Origin of the sequence: Nonomuraea sp. NPDC026600 (genome assembly GCF_040638335.1) — a bacterium.
Classification (GTDB): Bacteria; Actinomycetota; Actinomycetes; order Streptosporangiales; family Streptosporangiaceae; genus Nonomuraea.
This window is the reverse complement of record NZ_JBEZYD010000002.1, coordinates 534,401-553,197: the sequence shown is the minus strand read 5'-3', so window position 1 is coordinate 553,197 and position 18,797 is coordinate 534,401. Positions and strand designations below refer to the sequence as shown.

Below are 18,797 nucleotides of genomic sequence, written 5' to 3'. Positions count from 1 at the left end.
TCACGCCTTGTCCAGGGCCAGGTTGAGTTCGAGCACGTTCACCGCGGGCTCCCCCATGAAGCCGAACGTCCGGCCGGTGGTGTTCGCCTCGATGAGCTGCTCGACCTTGTCGAGCGCGATTCCGCGCTCCTTGGCCACGCGTGGCGCCTGGAGCTCGGCGTAGGCGGGCGAGATGTGCGGGTCGAGCCCGGAGCCGCTGGCCGTCACCGCGTCGGCGGGTACGGCGGGGGCTCCCGCGTCTCCCCTGACCGGGACGGTCCGGCCTGCGGCGTAGTCCTCGCCGGGCTTGCCGCATTCCACCTTCAGCCCCTGGTAGGTGGCCACGACCGGGGTTGCCGGGCACGCCTGGTTGACGCTGACGGCATGGTCGGGGAAGACCTTCAGCACCGCGCCGACGCCGTCCGGTGTGCAGTACGGGCGGGCGCCGCTGACGCCCTCCAGCTCGCCGATCGCCTTGGAGCGGGCGCAGACCTGGGTGAGCAGTGACTGCTTGCCCTCGTCCTTGGCGCCGGGCACCGGCAGCGTGTCCACGATGTCCTCGGGGCCCAGGTTGCTGGCGCTGGTCGAGGTCGGGTCATAGCCGTCACCGGCGGCGGACGGGCGGGACTGGAAGTACTTCTTGACCGGGTTGCCGTCTTTGTCGGTGAAGTTCTGACCGATGATCGCGCTGCCGACGTCCTTGCCGCCGGCCTGAACGATCGAGCCGTTGGCCTTGCCGTTGAACAAGGCCTGGGCGACGCCGGTGGTGACCAGCGGATAGATCACACCGAGTAGCACGGTCAGCACGACGACCGCCCTGATCGCGGCGAGATGCTGGCGCAGCCAGCTAGGTAGACGTTCCATTTACGACATCCCCGGAAGGAACTGGATGAACAGGTCGATGATCTTGATGCCGATGAAGGGCGCGACGATGCCGCCCAGGCCGTAGAGGTAGAGGTTGCGGGACAGCAGCTTGGAGGCGCTGGAGGGCTTGTAGCGCACGCCGCGCAGCGACAGCGGGATCAGTGCGATGATCACCAGGGCGTTGAAGACGACCGCGGCCAGGATGGCCGACTGCGGGCTGGCCAGGCGCATGATGTTGAGCGCGTCCAGGCCCGGGTAGACCGCCGCGAACATCGCCGGGATGATCGCGAAATACTTGGCGATGTCGTTGGCGATCGAGAACGTCGTCAGCGCGCCGCGCGTGATGAGCAGTTGCTTGCCGATCTCGACGATCTCGATGAGCTTGGTCGGGTTGGAGTCGAGGTCGACCATGTTGCCGGCCTCTTTGGCGGCCGACGTGCCGGTGTTCATCGCCACGCCGACGTCGGCCTGGGCGAGCGCCGGGGCGTCGTTGGTGCCGTCGCCGGTCATCGCGACCAGCCGGCCGCCCTCCTGCTCCTTCCTGATCAGAGTCAGCTTGTCCTCGGGCGTGGCCTCGGCCAGGAAGTCGTCCACCCCGGCCTCATCGGCGATGGCCTTGGCGGTCAGCGGATTGTCCCCGGTGATCATCACGGTCCGGATGCCCATCCGGCGCATCTCGTCGAACCGCTCCCGCATGCCCTGTTTGACCACGTCCTTGAGATGGATGACCCCCAGCACCCGGCCCTTCTCGGCCACCACCAGCGGCGTGCCGCCGGAGCCGGAGATGCCGTCCACGATGTGGCCGACCTCGTCAGTCGGGTGCCCGCCCTGGTCGCGCACCCACTTCATCACGGCGGTCGCCGCGCCCTTGCGCACCTGGCGGTCGCCCAGGTTGACGCCGCTCATCCTGGTCTGAGCGGTGAACTGCACCCATTCCGCGCCGTGGATCTCCCGCTCACGCAAGCCGTAGCGTTCCTTGGCGAACACCACGATCGAGCGGCCCTCGGGCGTCTCATCGGCCAGGCTGGACAGCTGCGCCGCCTCGGCCAGCTCCTCCTCGCTGATCCCCGGCACGGGCATGAACTCCGACGCCTGCCGGTTGCCCAGCGTGATGGTGCCGGTCTTGTCCAGCAGCAGCGTGGACACATCCCCGGCGGCCTCCACCGCACGCCCCGACATCGCCAGCACGTTGCGCTGGACGAGCCGGTCCATCCCGGCGATGCCGATCGCCGACAGCAGCGCGCCGATCGTGGTCGGGATCAGGCACACCAGCAGCGACACCAGCACCACGCCGGTGACCCCGTTCGCGTTCAGCGCGAGCGAGTCGGGCACACCCGGGTTGATCGACTTGGAGTAGATGGCCAGCGGCTGCATGGTGGCGGTGGCGACCAGGAAGATGATCGTCAGCGCGGCCAGCAGGATGTTCAGCGCGATCTCGTTCGGCGTCTTCTGCCGGTTCGCGCCCTCCACGAGAGCGATCATCCGGTCGATGAAGCTCTCGCCGGGCTTCTGGGTGATCTCGACGACGATCCGGTCCGACAGCACCTTCGTGCCGCCGGTCACCGCAGAGCGGTCCCCGCCCGACTCACGGATCACCGGCGCGGACTCGCCGGTGATGGCCGACTCGTCCACCGAGGCGATGCCCTCGACCACGTCGCCGTCGCCCGGGATGATCTCCCCCGCCTCGACGACCACGAAGTCGCCCTGCTTGAGCTCGGGGGCGCCGACCACGTCCCATTCCGGGGAGGTGCGGCTCTTCAGACGGCGGGCCGTGGTGTCCCGCTTGGCCGCGCGCAAGGTGGCGGCCTGGGCCTTGCCGCGCCCTTCGGCCACGGCCTCGGCCAGGTTCGCGAAGACCACGGTCAGCCAGAGCCACACCACGATGGCCCAGGCGAAGAATGATGGGTCGAGCACCGCCAGGACGGTGGTGAACGCGGCGCCGATCTCGACGATGAACATGACGGGGTTGCGCCACAGCGTGGCCGGGTTGAGCTTCTTCACCGCGTCCGGCAGCGAGGTCAGGAGCTGCTTGGGGTCGAGCAGACCGCCGCCGACCCGGCCGTTCCGCGTCGGCACGGGAGCCTTGCCCGGCGCTTCGCGCACTGGGGTTGACATATCAGGACAGTCCTTCTGCGATGGGGCCGAGCGCGAGCGCCGGGAGGAAGGTGAGGGCGACCAGGATGATCGTCACGCCGACGACCATGCCGACGAACTGCGGCCGGTGGGTCGGCAGCGTGCCGGCACCCGCGGGTACGGGTGCCTGCTGAGCCAGCGACCCGGCCAGCGCCAGTGCCAGCACGATCGGCAGGAACCGGCCGAACACCATGCACAGGCCGAGCGCCACGTCATACCACGGTGTGTTGACCGTGATGCCGGCGAACGCCGAGCCGTTGTTGTTGGAGGCGCTGGTGAAGGCGTACAGGACCTCGGACAAGCCGTGCGGCCCCGAGTTGAGCATGCTCGCGCGCTGCTCCGCCGAGCCCATCGCGAACGCCGTGCCGATCAGCACGAGGACCGGAGTGACCAGGAAGTACAGCGAGGCGAGCTTGATCTCCCGGGCGCCGATCTTCTTGCCCAGATACTCCGGGGTCCGGCCGACCATGAGCCCGGCCACGAACACGGTGATGATGGCCAGGATCAGCATGCCGTACAGGCCGGAGCCGACGCCGCCGGGCGCGACCTCGCCGAGCATCATGTTGAACATCGTCATCATGCCGCCGAACGGCGTGAACGAGTCGTGGAAGGAGTTCACGGCACCGGTGCTCGTGAGCGTGGTGGAGGCGGCGAAGGTGGCCGAGTCGGAGATGCCGAAGCGGACCTCCTTGCCCTCCATCGCCGCGCCGACGGCCTGCGGCACGGTGGCGTTGCCACTCAGCTCGAACAGGTTGGTGAGCAGCACGCTGGTCAGCGCGATGATGCCCATCACGGCGAGAATGGCGTAGCCCTGCTTGACCTGGCCGACGAGCTTGCCGAAGGTACGCGGCAGCGCGAACGGGATCACCAGGAGCAGGAAGATCTCCAGCCAGTTGGTCCAGGTGGTGGTGTTCTCGAAGGGGTGGGCGGAGTTGGCGTTGTAGAAGCCGCCGCCGTTGGTGCCCAGTTCCTTGACGACCTCCTGCGAGGCGACCGGGCCGCCGGTGATCCCTTGGGTGCCGCCGGTCAGCGTGGTGACCTCGTGCAGGCCGGAGAAGTTCTGGATCAGCCCGCCGGCCACCAGCACCAGCGCGCCGACGAAGGCGATCGGCAGCAGGATGCGGAGCGAGCCGCGCACCAGGTCCACCCAGAAGTTGCCGATCGTCTCCGACTTGCGGCGGGCGAAGCCGCGCACCAGCGCGATCGCCACCGCCATGCCCACTGCCGCGGACACGAAGTTCTGCACGGCCAGGGCCGACATCTGCACCAGGTGGCCCATCGTGGACTCACCCGAGTACGCCTGCCAGTTGGTGTTGGTGACGAAGCTGATCGCGGTGTTCCAGGCGATGTGGTCGGTGACCGGCTTCATGCCCAGGCTCAGCGGGAGCTTGTCCTGAAGGCGCTGCATGCCGTACACGACCAGGATGGAGATCACCGAGAACGCCAGCAGGCTGCGCGCGTAGACGCTCCAGCTCTGCTCGGCATCGGCACGCACGCCGAGCAGCCGGTAGATGCCCCGTTCGACGACGTTGTGCTTGGTGGTCGTGTAGACCCGGTACATGTAGTCGCCCAATGGCCTGTGCACCAGGCCCAGTGCGACGATCAGGGAGACGATGAAGATCATCCCTGCGGCGGTCGTGCTCATCAGAAACGCTCCGGGAACAGCAGCGCCGCGACCATGAAGATGACCAGAGCGGCGACCACGATCAGACCTGCGGCGTTGATCGCGCTCACAGGCGCTCCACCGCCTTCACGACGAGCCCGAAGACCACGAAGATCGCGATCGTCAGAGCGACGAAGATGACGTCTGCCATCCCCAACTCCTCAACTTGGAACACCATGCCTACCGCCCAGGATGAGCGGTTCATGACCAAGCAAAACCCCGAAATAGCCACGTTTCGCCGTTCTTGACGGCATCCATACGGCCGTGGCGCGATTATTGACGCGATCAGTACGCGACCCGCCGCCAGGAAAGCGCGGCAGGTCGCGCCGCTGGACGTCCGTCAGCCGACGTGGACGTGCGGCCTGCGTTCGAGGTCCGGCTCGGCCTTGCGGAGGACCTCGCGGGTCAGCGGCGGTACGTCGCCGCCGCCGAAGACGAGATAGCGCAGCATCGCCACGATCGGGTTGCCCTCGGCCCAGTGGAAGTAGATGTGCGGGGCCCTACCGGTGCGATCGCGCACATGGAGCAGGAGCGCGGCCAGCGAGTTGGGCACGGCCGAGCTGTCGATGGTGAGGATCTTGTGGCCGTAGCGTTCCTCGCCTTTGACGTGCAGCTCGGTCTCGAACTCCGAGGCGTCGGGCACCTTCACCTCGACGAACAGGACAGGCTCGGCGCTGCGCAGCCGGTGGTTGATCCACTGCTCGCGCAGCTTGTCGTTGTACTCGTTCTGGTCGCGCTGGTGCGGCTCGTTCGCGATCAGGTGGATGTCGCCGCTCGCTCCGTTGACGAACTCCTCGGCCAGCGGGTCCAGGTGCACCTCGGTGACCCGCAGCTCGGTCGAGCGGGTGGCGCGGGAGATCAGCGAGGTGACGATGATGGCCGCGATGAAGAAGGAGGCGATCTTCACGCCGTCCGGCCGCTCGATCACGTTGTCGACCAGCGTGTAGGCCAGCACCGCCGTGATCACGGCGAACCCGGCCGCCGCCTTGTGCTGGCGCTTCTTGTGTGCCGACAGCGTCACCGCCACGGCCGCCGACAGCATGAGCACCAGCACGCCGGTGGCGTACGCGCCGCCCTGGGCGTCGACGTCGGCGTCGAAGATGATCGTGATGGCGAACCCAATGAGCGAGAAGACCAGCACCAGCGGCCGGACCGCGCCCGTCCACTCGGGCGCCATGCCGTACCGGGGCAGGTAGCGCGGCACCAGGTTGATCAGGCCCGCCATCGCCGAGGCCCCGGCGAACCACAGGATCGCGATCGTGCTGACGTCATAGGCGGTGCCGAACCAGTCACCGAGGAACTGGTGGGCCAGGTAGGCCAGCGCCCGCCCGCCGGCCTTGCCGCCCTCCTCGAACTCCTTGGGCGCGATGAGCACGGTGGTCACGAAGCTGGAGAAGATCAGGAACACACTCATGATGAGAGCGGCGACGGTCAGCATCCGTTTGGTGCCCTTGATCCGCTGCTGGATGTCCCCCTTGACCACCGGCATCACCGCGACACCGGTCTCGAACCCGGACAGGCCCAGCGCCAGCTTGGGCATCACCAGCAGCGACAGTCCGATCATCGCCAGCGGGCTGCTGTAGTTCACGCTCAGTGCGTGCTCCCAGTCCACGACCACTTGCGGCGCCTGCAGGACATGCACGAGCGCGGTCGCGATCACGACCGCGTTGAGTGCCAGGTAGGCGAAGACGAGCAGGACGGCGATGCCGATCGCCTCGCTGAACCCCATCAGGAACACCCCGCCGAGCAGCGCCAGCAGCACCAGCGTGACGATCACCCGCTGGCCCTGGAGGAAATCGGGCACGAACGGGTTCTCCAGGATATGCGCGGTGGCGTCGGCCGCCGACAGCGTCATCGTGATCACGAAGTCGGTGGCCGCGAACCCGAGCAGCGCCAGCACGAAGAACTTGCCCCACCACTGCGGCGCCAGCTTCTCCAGCATCGCGATCGAACCCTGCCCGTGCGGGCTCTCGGCGGCCACCCGCCGATAGACCGGCAACGCGCCGAACAACGTCAGGGCCACCAGTAGGAGGGTCGCCATCGGCGACAGCAGCCCGGCCGCCAGGGCGGCGATGCCTGGCTGGTAGCCCAGTGTGGAGAAGTAGTCCACACCCGTGAGGCACATCACCCGCCACCACGGATGCTTCACATGGGGACCATGCTCGATCTGCTTGCGGTCGGTCTGCAGTCCCTGGAGCAGCCAAGAACGCACAGTCCCTTCCGTCTCGGCCGGCCGTTTCGCCAGCACCATCCCGGTCACCCCTCCGTCAAGACCGCATAAATACGCATTGCACCCTACTGACGGTCAAGGGCTGTTTGACCTGGTGAGGGCGTCAAGAAAACGTATGGATGCGTCTTGACGAGACGTCAGCGGGGCCGGGCGACTCCTACGACATGTTCGAAGCCGCGAACGGCGAACCGGTCCAAACTCTCGACTCCGAACCCTGCCTGCTCCATCTCCGCCAGGATGTCGCGAGCGGGATGGCAGCCACCGGCGGCGCGCGACCGGAGGGGAGTCATCAGGCCGCTCAACAACGCGAGCGGCCACCTGTTCGAGCGCTGATGCTCGTAGAAGCGCACCTCACCGCCCGGCCGCAGCACGCGCCGTATCTCCTGGAAGGTCTCGGCGACGTCCTTGTTGATCCGGGCCAGGGTGGCAGGGTCGTTGTAGGCCTTGTCCCAGGCGGCCATGTCCAAGCCGAGGTCCTGGGCGAAGCTGCGGAAGGCCGCGTCGGCGGGCGTCTGCTTCTCGCCCCACTGGGTCTGGGTCTCATACATGCGCTGGTACATCGCCTCGAACTTACCCTGCTGAGCGGCGGCCTCAACGGCGCGGGCGGCGCGCTCGCCGTTGAAGTGGCCAGGCAACGGGAAGTAGCGGGCGACGAAGGTCACCTTCCCGGCGTACTGCTTACGCAGGTCCTCCACCACGGGGAAGGCGGCCCGGCAGGCCTCTCATTCGAAGTCGAGGAACTCCACCAGCGTGACCTTGCCGTCAGGGGCGACCTGCAGCTTGTGGCTCTCGGCGCGTACGTACTGCGATTCCCCGGCCGCCACCGTGGCCGGGGAATCGGCGGACAAGCGGTTGACGGCGAACACCACGGCCAGCACGACGGCGAACACACCGATCACGGTCAGCGAGACATCCAGGTTCTTGCGGCGGCCGCGCCCGTAGGTCCTGTTCGCGCATCGCGTCGGTCTTCTTGCGCCGTGACTGGTCCTGGGTTCTTGCCACTAGCCCTCTCCTCCCCGAAGGTGGTCGGCCGTCTCGCTCAGCGCCGGACAATCTAATGAGTATTGATATGTGTGCACCGAGCGTGCCGACCGCAGGGCCCGGGCCGGCGCCCGGCCGCAGGAATGATCGGCCCGGCTGTTACCGTGACCGGATGCGTGAGCAGGAGCGTTTGTGAGCTGTTGTGCCTGGACCTGCCGCACGCCGAAGCCGTCCGGGCACAGCTGCCGCCCTCGTCGACATCACCACTGCGGCCGAGCGGGCCAAGGCGATGGCAGATGAGACCCGGCTGCGCATCGCGCTGGCGCTGCTGGCCGGCGGCGAGATGTGCGTGTGCGACCTGGCCTGGGTGTGCGGCCTGGCCCAGAACCTGGTCTCGCACCACCTGCGTGCCCTGCGGGCGGCCGAGCTGGCCGTCTCCCGGCGGGAGGGCAAGCTGGTCATCTACCGGCTCACCGATGTCGGCCACACCCTGCTGACCTCGCTGGCCGGTCGGCCCTGAAGCGGGGCGGTCAGCGGGTCGCTGAGACCCCAGGGACGGGGCGCCCGTTCACAGCAGGGCGATGATCAGGGCGTGGCCCAGGCACATCATCACGCTGACCGCTGCCAGCGTGCCGGTCAGCGAGGCCAGCAGGCGGGCCCGGGAGGGCCGGCGCCTGGGTGCGGGCTCGCCCAGCAGGTTCGCCAGGCGAGCCTGCGTGCTCAGGTGTCCAACGGAACGCAGGTCGGCATGCCGGTCGGCGCTGGCGGCAAAGGCACTCATCCCGGGGGCCAGGCCTGAGACAAGGCCGGGCGTCTGGCCGAGGGGCGGAGCAGCGGCCGACAGCAGGGCCGCGGCGAGGGCCTTGCGGCCGACGCGCCCGATGGCGGCCCGGTCGGCTGCAACCTCTGAGCGCTCCAACTGGCGATCGGCCCACCAGGACGCGAGGGGAAGGTAGAACAGCACGTCGCCAGCCGCACGGGCCAGCACGCGGCGCAGCGGGTCACGCCGCCGGGCGTGGGCGTGCTCGTGGGCGAGGACGGCCTGCAACTCGGGGCCGTCGAAGGTGGGGGTGAGGTAGATGCGCGGCCGCAGCAGACCGGCGCAGAACGCGGTGGGCTGTCGGCCGCGCACGCACACCACCTCGCCCGCCCCCAGGCGCCGCGCGGCCTGGCGTACCAAGGCCGACGTCGGCACGCGGGGCAGCGCGGCCACCGCGCGGGCGGTGCGCCAGGCCAGGTAAAGGGCGCGCAGCGCGATCGCGGCCATGCTGGCGGCGGCCACGGTGGCCACCGCCGCCCCTGCGCACTGGGCCGGGGACATGGCCGGGCACGGGATCAGGCCGGCGGCCATCGCCGCGCGGGCGCCGATGGCCAGGCCGACAACGGTCAACGCGATCCAGCGGCGCCGCCGCACCAAACGGGCGATCATGAAGATAGCTCGCGGAGCCGGGCACGCTGCTCGGGGGTCAGCTGCGCGAGCTGGGCGGCGAAGGCGGCCAGCGCGGCCTCGCCGTAACGCTCCACGACGTCGGCGGCCTCGCGGGCGCTGGCCCGGCTCAGGTGGTCCTCGGGTCTCAGCGCGGCGCGGTAGATGTGCGCCTTGCGCCCCGCTTCAGCCTGGGCGGCCAGCAGGCCCTTGTCGGCCAGCCGCCGCAGCGTGGTCATCACCGTGGTGTAGGCCAGCTCGGGCATCAGCGCCTGCACCTGGCGTACCACGAACACCTCACCCACCCGGCCGCTCCACACCGCGTGCATGATGCGCCCCTCCAACGGGCCGAGCAGCGCCACCGCTCGCTCCAACTCATCGCCCATCCGCGGGACTTCCCTTCCCCAGCCATCTCCTACCGGCCGATAGTAGCAATCCGCACCGATCTACTAAGATGCAGTCGTACTACTGCCTCGTAGTAGGAGAATCCTCGTGGACAACGTCCTCATCGCCGGTGCCGGACCCGCCGGGCTCAACGCCGCGCTCACCCTCGGACGAGCACGGCGCCGGGTGGTGCTGCTGGACGCCGGGCCGGGCCGCAACGCCACCAGCGACGCGGTGCACAACTTCCTGTCCCGCGACGGCATCACGCCCAGCGAACTACGGCAGATCGGGCTCGACCAGCTCAGTGCCTACCCCTCTGTACGCGTCGTAGAAGGACAGGCGGTCCAGGCCAAGGGAGAGCGCGACGACTTCACCGTGACACTGGCCGACGGCTCGACGCACAGGGCACGGCGGCTACTGCTGGCCACCGGCGTGCACGACGAGCTCCCACCGATCGACGGACTGGCCGAACGCTGGGGCCGCGGCGTACTGCACTGCCCCTACTGCCACGGCTTCGAACACCGCGACCAGCCACTCGCCGTCCTGGAGACCAGTGGGTGGGGGGTACATCTGGCCGTGCACCTGCGCCGCTTCAGCGACGACGTAGTGCTGTGCACCGGCGGCGGCGCGCCACCCTCGGCCGAGCAGCAGGCACTGCTGGCCGAACGGGGCATTGCCGTGCGGCCCGAGCCGATCGAGCGACTGGAAGGACCGGGAGCCTCGCTGGAGCGCATCGTCTTCGCCGGCGGCGCCACCCTGGCCCGGCGCGCGCTGTTCGTGCACCCGGAAACCCGACAGCGCAGCGACCTGCCCGCGCAGCTGGGCTGCCGGATGCTCGAGGACGGCGCGGTCGCGGTCGACGACCTCGGCCAGACCAGCGTGCCCGGCGTGCTGGCCGCCGGCGACATGGCCCGCCGCCCGGCCATGCCGCTGTCCGGGTCCCAGGCCGTCATCGCCGCAGCCGACGGCCTGCTGGCCGCCGTCCTCATCGACCAGGAACTCCTCTACGCCGCCCACCCCTGACCGCACATCTGACCGCTTCCACCTCGGGGTGGCATCCGGGCGCAGGCGCTCCCAGTGATCTGACGGCCGAGCTCGACCACGACCTCGGCCGGCTGACCGGCCGGCATGTCGAAGGGGAGGCGGTGTCGTGACCACGCTGAACCTGTCCGCCCCGGACCGGCGGACCTTACTGCAGCGCCGGATCCGGCTGCTGGTGGCCGCCACCATCACCTACAACGTGATCGAAGCGGCGGTGGCCATCACCGCCGGCACCATCGCCTCCTCAGCCGCCCTTATCGGCTTCGGTCTCGACTCCATCGTCGAGGTCGCTTCCGCCGCAGCGGTCGCCTGGCAGTTCTCCGCCACCGACCACGAGGCACGGGAGAAGACCACGCTGCGCGTCATCGCGATCTCCTTCTTCGCTCTGGCCGCCTACGTCACCTTCGACGCCGTACGCGCGCTGCTGGGGGCCGGCGAGGCAGAACACTCCACCCCCGGACTGATCCTGGCCGCCCTGAGCCTGGTCATCATGCCGTTCCTGTCGGCCGCCCAGCGCCGCGCCGGCCGCGAACTCGGCTCCGCCTCCGCGGTCGCCGACTCCAAGCAGACCCTGCTGTGCACCTACCTGTCCGGCGTGCTACTCGTCGGGCTGGCACTCAACAGCCTGTTCGGCTGGTCCTGGGCCGACCCCATCGCCGCCCTGGTCATCGCCGCCGTCGAAGTCAAGGAAGGCCGTGAAGCCTGGCGCGGAGACGCCTGCTGCGCCGTTCCCACCGCCACCTTGTCCGGCAGCACGGTCTCCGAAGCTGACGGCTGCGCGGACGGCTGCTGCTCACCCGCCCAGAAGGACACGCAGGAGGACAAGCGGTGATCGGCCGTCCGATGCCCGCGCGGGTGCGGGCCGCCTACCAGGCCGAGATGCGCGCCGCCACCACGGCGCAGGCGCGATGGCGCCACCTGGAACGCGCCCACATCCTGTCCCAGCCCTGGCCCTGGCCGCACACCACCAACCACCTTGCCATGTTCACCCTCGCCGTCCGCCAGCGCGACCGCCACCACCGCCACCGCCGTCATGGAACTGCAGTCGCGGCTGCGTTCCGAACGGGCCATGGCCATCCTCCTCGTCAGCCATGAACCGCACCTGATCAGCGCCTACACCGAGGCGGTGCACGTACTCCACGGCGGCCGCCTCTGACGAGGAAGGACACCCGTGCCGTCCGACCGGGAGGCCGTTCGTCCCTCAGAGGGAGTCAGGTGAGACGTCGGGAGGCGGCCCAGGGCGTCGCGCGCCGGTGGCCGGGTTGTCAGCGGCCGGTGGATCCGTCGATCTGCTCGCGGAGGATGTCGGCGTGGCCGGCGTGCCAGCCGGTCTCTTCGATCATGTGCGCCAGGACCCAGCGCATCGAGGGTGCCGGACCTGGGCGCGGGGGTCGCGGGGCGGGCAGGGACAGATCCGGGCAGGCGTCGATGACCTGGTTCGCTCGCTCGACGGTTTTCCGGTAGTCGGCGAGCACGCCGTCGATGGTGTCCTCGGCGGACGGCCGCATGGTCGCGCCCCAGTCGCCGGCATCCTCACCGAGGAAGTAGAACCGTTCGACGAACGCCAGGTGCTTGAGCAGCCCGAGAAGGTTGGTGCCCGAGGGCACTCCGCCCGTTCGGACCTGCGGTTCCGGCGCGCCCGCGACCTTGTCCGCGATCGCGTTCCGCAGGTGGTCGAGGAAGCCCCGCAGAGTGGCCTTCTCGTCGGCGCCGGTCCGCGGCGGCGTGGTGTCCTTCGCCCGCGTCCTGGATGGCTGCGCGTGGTTTCTTCGCATCGCGTCACTCCGGTCCGGCTGCTCGCTGGACGAGCAGGATGTTGTCGATGACGGTGGCGGTCTCGCCGGCGGGTCCGGTGGCCCGGCGGCTGGGCATGTCGGCGCGCAGGACGGACCAGTGCGCGGGGTCGAGATCAAGGTCGGCGGCGATCTCGGTGGGTGTGGGGTAGTGGATGCCGGGGTCCTGGTTCCATGACCAGGGCGCGGTGGAGCCGTGGTCGACGATCAGCAACAGACCGCCGGGGCGCAGGGCCCGTGCGGCGGTGCGCAGGACTCGGCCGCGGAGCAACGGGAACGGGGTCTGGAAGTACTGGGCGGAGACGAGATCGAACTCGCCGTCCGGGAAGCTTCTGGCCAGATCGTGCTGTTCGGTGGCGACCCGGTCCGCGACGCCGAGATCGCGGGCGCGGTCCCGCACCCGTTCGACGGCGGTGGTGGAGATGTCCACGGCGGTGACGTGCCAGCCTCGCTGGGCGAGCCAGCTGGTGTCGCCGCCGGCGCCGCAGCCCAGATCCAGGGCGGCGCCGGGGCGCAGTGCAGCGGCGGTCTCGGCGAGCAGCGGGTTGACGCGCGCGTCCCAGGTACGCCGGGTGCGGTAGTGCCGCTCCCAGAACAGTTCCGCGTCCTCGTCGGCAGTGGGTCGTCGGGGTCGGGTGGAATCCATCTGCATTGCCTCTTCGTCGCCGGTGATGTATCGACAGCATCGCCACCACCGTTCCCGCCTTGCAAGAAAAGTTGCGGATCCGCATTATCGGGACATGGACCACCCCGAAGAAGATGTCTTGGCCGGAGTTGGGCCGCGGCTGCGTGGCCTGCGCCGGGCGCGGAGCGCCACGCTGGCGGCGCTGGCGAACGAAACCGGCCTCACCGCGAGCACCCTGTCCCGTCTCGAGAACGGCAAGCTCCGCCCCACCCTGGAGCAGCTACTGCCGCTGGCCCGGGCGCACGGCGTCCCGCTCGATGATCTCGTCGCGGCGCCGCCCACCGGCGACCCGCGCATCCACCTGCGGCCGGTGCGGCGGTCCGGGCTGGTGCTGGTGCCACTGACCAGGCGGGCCGGCGGCATCCAGGCCTACAAGGTGATCTATCCACCCGCCGGCCGAGCGCCCACGATGCGCATGCGGACCCACGAGGGATATGAGTGGTTCTACGTCCTCGACGGACAGGTCAGGTTCGTGCTCGGTGAGCAGGAGTTCCGGCTCGGCGCCGGCGAGGCCGCGGAGTTCGACACCCGCGTACCGCACTGGATCGGCAGCGCCGACAGCCGGCCCGCGGAGTTGCTCACCCTGTTCGGCGCGCAGGGAGAGCGCGCCCACCTTGCACCGTCCAGGCACTGACCGGCGAAGGTCAAATGCGCACCACCGCGGTGTGGGCGTGCCCGCGGCTGCCGCCGACTTCCACCTTGATCGCGCGCTTGGCCTTGCGCACGCCGCGGTCGCGTTCCTTGACCGCTTTCACCGGCCAGGGCAGCCTGATCCTCACCTCGTCGGCGGTCCTGGACGGGTCGGAGACCGCGAGCCGTACCCCCTTGTGGTCGCGGCGGACCAGCAGCGTGCACGGGCCGTCGGCGGAGAGCGGTCCATACGCGGTCTCGACGGTTCCCGCGCGCCAGAAGACGGCGGCGAGCACGTCGTCGCGGGAAATGGCCTGCACCGCTCGGGAGTTGGCGAGGATCTCGATCCGCCCGCGGTATGCCGCGGTCTGTGTGACGGAGGCGTCGGGCAGCACGGCGTAGGCGTAGCGCGCCTTGCCCGGATCGACGCCGTGGTCGATGAGGATCGTCGTGTAGTGCCTGGTGACGGGGGTGTTGTCGCCTCCGGTGGTGGCGCCTTTGTCGATGTCCCGCCAGCGGCCGGTGCGCTGCTCGCGGATCACCTTCGCGTCGGCGCCGTCGAGCAGCGCGTAGCCGGCCACACCGGACAGGTGGACCCAGCCGTCGCCCCGGGTCAGCGGCGGATGCGTGTCGTGGGTGTTGCGGTTCTCCACAATGGTCTCGATGCGGCGGCCATCGGAGGCGGCGATACCGGTGCCGAGGGCGATCACCGCGTCATCGAGAAGGAACCACGCCTTCTTGGCCCGGAGCGAGGAACCGTCGGCGATCAGCTTCATGGCCGCCACGCCGTACTCGCCGTCGAGTGCCACGCCGCCCGCCCACGGGGTGGGTGGCAGGCGACGCTTGCCGTACCGGAGATCGGCGCGTCTGCGCCTGTCGACCGTCGTGCCCGGCAGCCGGTACGGGTCGATCGTGGGCCACAGGTCGTCGTTCCAGTGGGTGAGGTCGCCGGTGTAGAGGTAGGTCATGCCGTCGCCGGTGTACCAGCCGTGCAGGTTCTCCTGGTTCATGGCCTCGGCCGCGCCGATGCGCTCCGAGCTCATCGCGATCGCGTAGGCCCAGGTGGGACGGCGGTGCACGACCCGGTCCATGTCGGCGAAGACGTACGTGCCCGTCGTGCGGGGGCCGACCGGCACCGACGGGTCCTCCAGCAGGGCCTTGGCCCCCGTGATGCCCGCCAGTGGGGCGAGCGTGCCGGCGGGGACGGCCTGGCCGCGGGTGAGCCAGCCCTTCACCAGCGGCCGCCAGCGCCGGGCATGGCGCTCCGGTGCCGCCTCCAGCAAGGTCAGGATGGCCTCGACCGCCTTCTGCCCCGAGTGGTGGTCACGGTGGCCCTGCACCGAGATCTGCCGGCCGCGTACGCAGTCCATCATCAGCCCGTCGAAGATGAACGGCGCGAACGAGCGATCCACGATGTCGTAGACGTTCCCCGTTCCGGTGATCTCCCACGGCGACCTCGCGAGCATGGCGATCAGCTTGGCCACGCTCTCCAGGTAGTCCACGCCGTAGCTGCCGGTGTAGGCGTACACGTCGTGCTGGATGAACGACCCGTCACGGTACAAGCCGTCACCTGGGCCCCTGGTCGGCCGTAACAGCTCGGAGACCGCGTTCCTGGCCCGCTTGATCAGGCGCGCGTCGTGGGTGAGCAATCCGCGCATCGCCACCGCCATGGCCTTGCCCGCCCGGTTGGCGCCGGTCTCGACGACGCCGGGGTGGCTGACGCGGCGCTCCGGGTCGGGGCACCAGCGGTGCAGGGGGCGCAGCCAGCGCTCGAGGTGGTCCTTGGGCAGGCCGTCGTACAGCAGGGCGCAGGTGTCGGTCAGCGAGCGGGGGACGCCGATCTCCCACCAGTACCAGTTGCTGTTCCGCCGGTCGAGCCCGTCGTGGTAGGCGTGCTCGTACAGGAAGTCCAGCGCCATGACCGCGGTCGCGGCGACCTGCCCGTCCCGGTGCATGACGGTGCCCGGCGTGGCCCAGCCCAGCGCCAGGGTGCGCATGCGGTTGTAGGCGCGGTTGAAGTTGCCCGTCCGGGGGTCGTCGAGCGGCAGGTCGGGCCACAGGCTCGGGCGGCCGGGGGCGGGATCCAGCTTGCGCAGCACCGCGTTGGCCGAGCCCTCGATCGCCCGCGTCTTGCCGGTGTCGGCGGCGTCGTACGACCCACCGGCCAGCAGGCCCACCCACCGTTCACGCGCGGCGTCGAACGCGGCGGTGCCGACCGCCTCGGCCGGTCTGTCCCACAGGGCGACGCCGGCCACAGCCGCGGCGCCCAGCAGCGCGGACCGCCGACTGAGGGGGTGGGTCATAGCGGCCTTTCCGACAGTCGGCCAGATTTCATACGAAAAGATCCTAATCGTCGATGACCAGTCCCTTCGCTTCGAGGACGGCGGCGAGGTTGCTGACCTCGATGACGCTCTTTCCGGCACGGTAGGCGGCGATGTACCCGGCCTCGGCGTCGACGCGCTCCTGCGACCTGCGGACCACGTCGCCCACGTCTTCGCGCCGCACGACCACGACGCCGTCGGCGTCACCTCGCACCACGTCGCCCGGACGGACGATCTCGCCGCCGATCAGTACGGGCTCCGCCATGGGACCGACGGTCTCCTTGACCGTGCCCTTGATGGAGACGCTGAAGGAGAACACCGGGAAGCCGAGTTCGCGCAGCTCGCGGGTGTCGCGGACGCCGGTGTCGGTGATCAGCCCGCCCAGGCCCTTGGCCACGCAGGCGTTGGCCAGGACGTCGCCGAAGGAACCGGCCTCCGCGTACTCGCCGGCGGACACCACGACGACATCGCCGGGCCGGGCGTGCGCGATGGCGACCTGGAGCATGATGTTGTCCCGGGGGGCGCAGCACACGGTGAAGGCGGGGCCGCACAGCGACATGGTGTCGTCGACCGGCTTGATCGTGGAGCTCAGGGCGCCGAGCCGGCCCTGTGCCTCGTGAATGGTGGCGGACGAGTACGCGCTCAGCCGCTCGACCAGCGCCGGATCGGGGCGGTCGAACGTCGTGTTGACACGCAGCATGAGTCTCACTCCAAGATCAGGAAAGGTCGGCGCAGGCGCGGGCGATGCGCTCGCAAGCCTCGGTCAGGACGGAGCTCGACGTCGCGAAGGAGACGCGGAAGTAGCCGGGCGCTCCGTAGGCGGATCCGTGGATCACGGCCACCTGCTGCGAGTCCAGCAGGTAGCGGGCGAACTCCTCGTCCGTATGGATCCGTTCGCCGGCCGGGGTCCGGCGGCCGAGCAGCGAGGCGCATCCGACGAGCACGTAGAAGCCGCCGCTCGGCGCGGTGCAGGTCAAGCCGGGGACGTCGGTCAGCATCTTGACCGTCTTGTCGCGCCGGGCCCCGTAGACGGCGACGCAGTCGCCGATGAAGCTCTGGTCGCCGGTGAGCGCGGCGGTGGCGGCCGCCTGGCTGATCGACGAGGGGCACGAGGAGATCTGCGACTGCAGCTTGTTGACGGCCCCGACCAGCTCCGCCGGTCCCACGCCGTAGCCGATCCGCCAGCCGGTCATGGCGTACGTCTTGGAGACGCCGTTCGTGAGGAACACCTGCTCGGCCAGGCGCGGTTCGACCGCGAGTATGGTGCGGGGCGGCTCCGGCCCGTACCAGATCTCGTCGTAGATCTCGTCGGTCAGCACCATGACGTGGGGGTGGGCGAGCAACACGTCGGCGAGTGCGCGGAGTTCGTCCGTGGTGTAGGCGGCGCCCGTGGGGTTGTTCGGGGCGTTGAGGATGACCCAGCGGGTCGAGTCGGTGATCGCGGATTCCAGCCGTCGCGGTGTCAGCTTGAATCCGTCGGCCTCCGGGCACGGGACCACGACGGGGGTGCCGTCGTTGGCCAGCACCATGTCCGGGTAGGAGACCCAGTACGGCGCCGGGACGATGACCTCGTCGCCCGCGTTCAGCGTGGCCGCCAGGGCGAGGAAGATGATCTGCTTCGCCCCGCCGCCCACGGTGATCCGGTCGGTGGGGTAGCTCAGTCCGTGCCGCCGGGCGAGTTTGTCGGCGATGGCCGCTCTGAGCTGCGGGGTTCCGTTGACGGGCGTGTACTTGGTCTCGCCCCGCCCAATCGCCTCGATCGCGGCGGCCTTGACGTGGTCGGGGGTGTCGAAGTCGGGCTCGCCGACCGTGAGGTCGAGGATCTCGTGGCCCTGCGCCTTGAGCTCGCGTACGCGCTGGGCGGCGGCCGTGCTGGGCGATGGTTTGATGCGGTTCACCCGCTGCGCCAGTGCCATGTCAGTCGGTCCGCCTTTCGAAGTTGAGGCCACCGGGCACCTGGAAGGTCGGCATGATCTCCAGGTGTCCGATGTTCACGTGGCGCGGCGAGCCGATGGCGTAGTCGATCGCGTCGGCGATGTCCTCCGGCTTGAGCGACTCGTACCCGTCGTAGTACCGGCGCTGGGCCTCTTCCATGTCGCCGAGCAGCCGGCCGAAGATCTCCGTCTCCACCCGGCCGGGGCAGATCTCGGTGACCCGGATCCGGCGGCCGTACCCGTCGACGCGGAGCTGACGGGACAGGGTGTGCACGGCCGCCTTCGTGGCGTGGTAGATGGTGTTGCCGCCGAAGTTGTAGACGGCGGCGATCGAGCTGATGTTGATGATGTGCCCGAGGTCGCGTTCCACCATGCCCGGCATGATCAGGCGTACGAGGTGCAGCACCGCCTGGATGTTGACCGCTACCTGCTCGTCGATGGCGAACTCGTCGGCCGTCAGGATGTTCCCCGGGCGGGACACCCCCGCGTTGTTGACCAGGACGTCGACGTCGATCCCCCGCAGAGCTTCGGCCAGTGCCGCGGTGTCGGTGATGTCGACGGCGTGCGGTGTGCATCCCGTACGCCGGGCCAGGTCGCCGAGCCGCTCGGCGTCGCGGGCCACGGCGTGCACGTCGAGCCCCCGCTTCGCCAGGCGCTCGACGACCACCGCCCCGATTCCGGTCGAGGCGCCGGTCACCAGCGCGGTCTTGTAGTCCGAGAAGGGCATGTGAAT

19 protein-coding genes and 2 pseudogenes are annotated in these 18,797 nt (G+C 69.6%); 6 read left to right on the top strand and 15 right to left on the bottom strand.

What is annotated here, in order from left to right; all coding sequences use genetic code 11:
• From AB0F17_RS05945 to AB0F17_RS05915, 7 genes and pseudogenes are all read right to left on the bottom strand, one after another.
• A complete protein-coding gene (locus AB0F17_RS05945) occupies window positions 1-843 on the bottom strand; it encodes a potassium-transporting ATPase subunit C (RefSeq protein ID WP_358016924.1) in 843 nt (280 codons plus the stop codon).
• Window positions 844-2,958 carry a potassium-transporting ATPase subunit KdpB gene (gene kdpB / locus AB0F17_RS05940; protein ID WP_358016921.1) on the bottom strand — a complete coding sequence of 705 codons (2,115 nt, stop codon included), beginning with the start codon at window positions 2,956-2,958 and terminating at the stop codon, window positions 844-846.
• 1 nt (window position 2,959) lies between these two features.
• The gene (gene kdpA / locus AB0F17_RS05935; protein ID WP_358016918.1) at window positions 2,960-4,621 is read right to left on the bottom strand and encodes a potassium-transporting ATPase subunit KdpA; all 1,662 of its coding nucleotides are present in this window, start codon (window positions 4,619-4,621) and stop codon (window positions 2,960-2,962) included.
• On the bottom strand, window positions 4,621-4,710 hold the full coding sequence (gene kdpF, locus AB0F17_RS05930; protein WP_358016915.1) for a K(+)-transporting ATPase subunit F: 90 nt from the start codon (window positions 4,708-4,710) through the stop codon (window positions 4,621-4,623). Before kdpF ends, kdpA begins: the two co-directional genes overlap by 1 nt.
• A gap of 269 nt (window positions 4,711-4,979) precedes the next feature.
• On the bottom strand, window positions 4,980-6,851 hold the full coding sequence (locus tag AB0F17_RS05925) for an amino acid transporter (RefSeq protein WP_358016912.1): 1,872 nt from the start codon (window positions 6,849-6,851) through the stop codon (window positions 4,980-4,982).
• 155 nt (window positions 6,852-7,006) lie between these two features.
• Window positions 7,007-7,576 (bottom strand): annotated as a pseudogene (locus AB0F17_RS05920) (thioredoxin domain-containing protein); the annotation flags it as partial.
• Between the two features lie 15 nt (window positions 7,577-7,591).
• Window positions 7,592-7,768, bottom strand: a complete 177-nt coding sequence (locus AB0F17_RS05915; protein WP_358016908.1) for a hypothetical protein — start codon at window positions 7,766-7,768, stop codon at window positions 7,592-7,594.
• A gap of 284 nt (window positions 7,769-8,052) precedes the next feature.
• On the opposite strand from AB0F17_RS05915, the gene AB0F17_RS05910 reads away from it, so the two are divergent.
• A complete protein-coding gene (locus AB0F17_RS05910) occupies window positions 8,053-8,370 on the top strand; it encodes a metalloregulator ArsR/SmtB family transcription factor (RefSeq protein ID WP_358016905.1) in 318 nt (105 codons plus the stop codon).
• Between the two features lie 48 nt (window positions 8,371-8,418).
• Here AB0F17_RS05910 and AB0F17_RS05905 read toward each other — a convergent pair whose 3' ends face one another.
• Together AB0F17_RS05905 and AB0F17_RS05900 are read right to left on the bottom strand one after the other, a co-directional pair.
• Window positions 8,419-9,279, bottom strand: a complete 861-nt coding sequence (locus tag AB0F17_RS05905; RefSeq protein WP_358016902.1) for a M56 family metallopeptidase — start codon at window positions 9,277-9,279, stop codon at window positions 8,419-8,421.
• Window positions 9,276-9,662 carry a BlaI/MecI/CopY family transcriptional regulator gene (locus AB0F17_RS05900; RefSeq protein ID WP_358016899.1) on the bottom strand — a complete coding sequence of 129 codons (387 nt, stop codon included), beginning with the start codon at window positions 9,660-9,662 and terminating at the stop codon, window positions 9,276-9,278. Before AB0F17_RS05900 ends, AB0F17_RS05905 begins: the two co-directional genes overlap by 4 nt.
• Before the next feature lie 106 nt (window positions 9,663-9,768).
• Between AB0F17_RS05900 and AB0F17_RS05895 the strand changes: the two genes are divergently transcribed.
• From AB0F17_RS05895 to AB0F17_RS05880, 4 genes and pseudogenes are all read left to right on the top strand, one after another.
• A complete protein-coding gene (locus AB0F17_RS05895; protein WP_358016896.1) occupies window positions 9,769-10,683 on the top strand; it encodes an NAD(P)/FAD-dependent oxidoreductase in 915 nt (304 codons plus the stop codon).
• A gap of 127 nt (window positions 10,684-10,810) precedes the next feature.
• On the top strand, window positions 10,811-11,533 hold the full coding sequence (locus AB0F17_RS05890; RefSeq protein WP_358016893.1) for a cation transporter: 723 nt from the start codon (window positions 10,811-10,813) through the stop codon (window positions 11,531-11,533).
• An 11-nt stretch (window positions 11,534-11,544) separates the two neighbouring features.
• Window positions 11,545-11,655: pseudogene (locus AB0F17_RS05885) on the top strand (DUF3703 domain-containing protein); the annotation flags it as partial.
• 22 nt (window positions 11,656-11,677) lie between these two features.
• Window positions 11,678-11,857, top strand: a complete 180-nt coding sequence (locus AB0F17_RS05880; protein ID WP_358017392.1) for a hypothetical protein — start codon at window positions 11,678-11,680, stop codon at window positions 11,855-11,857.
• A gap of 109 nt (window positions 11,858-11,966) precedes the next feature.
• Here AB0F17_RS05880 and AB0F17_RS05875 read toward each other — a convergent pair whose 3' ends face one another.
• Window positions 11,967-12,476 carry a DinB family protein gene (locus AB0F17_RS05875; protein WP_358016890.1) on the bottom strand — a complete coding sequence of 170 codons (510 nt, stop codon included), beginning with the start codon at window positions 12,474-12,476 and terminating at the stop codon, window positions 11,967-11,969.
• 4 nt (window positions 12,477-12,480) lie between these two features.
• A complete protein-coding gene (locus AB0F17_RS05870) occupies window positions 12,481-13,140 on the bottom strand; it encodes a class I SAM-dependent methyltransferase (RefSeq protein ID WP_358016888.1) in 660 nt (219 codons plus the stop codon).
• A 94-nt stretch (window positions 13,141-13,234) separates the two neighbouring features.
• Between AB0F17_RS05870 and AB0F17_RS05865 the strand changes: the two genes are divergently transcribed.
• A complete protein-coding gene (locus AB0F17_RS05865) occupies window positions 13,235-13,813 on the top strand; it encodes an XRE family transcriptional regulator (RefSeq protein WP_358016884.1) in 579 nt (192 codons plus the stop codon).
• Window positions 13,814-13,823: 10 nt separating this feature from the next.
• Here AB0F17_RS05865 and AB0F17_RS05860 read toward each other — a convergent pair whose 3' ends face one another.
• The 4 genes from AB0F17_RS05860 to AB0F17_RS05845 are packed head-to-tail and all read right to left on the bottom strand — an operon-like array spanning window position 13,824 to window position 18,791.
• Window positions 13,824-16,112, bottom strand: a complete 2,289-nt coding sequence (locus AB0F17_RS05860; RefSeq protein ID WP_358016882.1) for a polysaccharide lyase 8 family protein — start codon at window positions 16,110-16,112, stop codon at window positions 13,824-13,826.
• 43 nt (window positions 16,113-16,155) lie between these two features.
• Entirely contained in the window at window positions 16,156-16,830 is a 675-nt protein-coding gene (locus tag AB0F17_RS05855; protein ID WP_358016879.1) for a 4-carboxy-4-hydroxy-2-oxoadipate aldolase/oxaloacetate decarboxylase, read from the bottom strand.
• Between the two features lie 16 nt (window positions 16,831-16,846).
• Window positions 16,847-18,046, bottom strand: a complete 1,200-nt coding sequence (locus tag AB0F17_RS05850) for an aspartate transaminase (RefSeq protein WP_358016876.1) — start codon at window positions 18,044-18,046, stop codon at window positions 16,847-16,849.
• Window position 18,047: 1 nt separating this feature from the next.
• Window positions 18,048-18,791, bottom strand: coding sequence for an SDR family oxidoreductase (locus tag AB0F17_RS05845; RefSeq protein ID WP_358016872.1), 744 nt, complete (start codon window positions 18,789-18,791; stop codon window positions 18,048-18,050).
• Window positions 18,792-18,797 lie beyond the last annotated feature (6 nt).

Excerpts from the sequence above, each read along its gene's own strand:
- AB0F17_RS05870 (WP_358016888.1), bottom strand. The coding sequence starts at position 13,140 with ATGGATTCCACCCGACCCCGACGACCCACTGCCGACGAGGACGCGGAA.
- AB0F17_RS05945 (WP_358016924.1), bottom strand. The coding sequence starts at position 843 with ATGGAACGTCTACCTAGCTGGCTGCGCCAGCATCTCGCCGCGATCAGG.
- kdpB (WP_358016921.1), bottom strand. The coding sequence starts at position 2,958 with ATGTCAACCCCAGTGCGCGAAGCGCCGGGCAAGGCTCCCGTGCCGACG.
- AB0F17_RS05850 (WP_358016876.1), bottom strand. The coding sequence starts at position 18,046 with ATGGCACTGGCGCAGCGGGTGAACCGCATCAAACCATCGCCCAGCACG.
- AB0F17_RS05865 (WP_358016884.1), top strand. The coding sequence starts at position 13,235 with ATGGACCACCCCGAAGAAGATGTCTTGGCCGGAGTTGGGCCGCGGCTG.
- AB0F17_RS05860 (WP_358016882.1), bottom strand. The coding sequence starts at position 16,112 with ATGACCCACCCCCTCAGTCGGCGGTCCGCGCTGCTGGGCGCCGCGGCT.
- AB0F17_RS05905 (WP_358016902.1), bottom strand. The coding sequence starts at position 9,279 with ATGATCGCCCGTTTGGTGCGGCGGCGCCGCTGGATCGCGTTGACCGTT.
- AB0F17_RS05845 (WP_358016872.1), bottom strand. The coding sequence starts at position 18,791 with ATGCCCTTCTCGGACTACAAGACCGCGCTGGTGACCGGCGCCTCGACC.
- AB0F17_RS05875 (WP_358016890.1), bottom strand. The coding sequence starts at position 12,476 with ATGCGAAGAAACCACGCGCAGCCATCCAGGACGCGGGCGAAGGACACC.
- AB0F17_RS05900 (WP_358016899.1), bottom strand. The coding sequence starts at position 9,662 with ATGGGCGATGAGTTGGAGCGAGCGGTGGCGCTGCTCGGCCCGTTGGAG.
- kdpA (WP_358016918.1), bottom strand. The coding sequence starts at position 4,621 with ATGAGCACGACCGCCGCAGGGATGATCTTCATCGTCTCCCTGATCGTC.
- AB0F17_RS05855 (WP_358016879.1), bottom strand. The coding sequence starts at position 16,830 with ATGCTGCGTGTCAACACGACGTTCGACCGCCCCGATCCGGCGCTGGTC.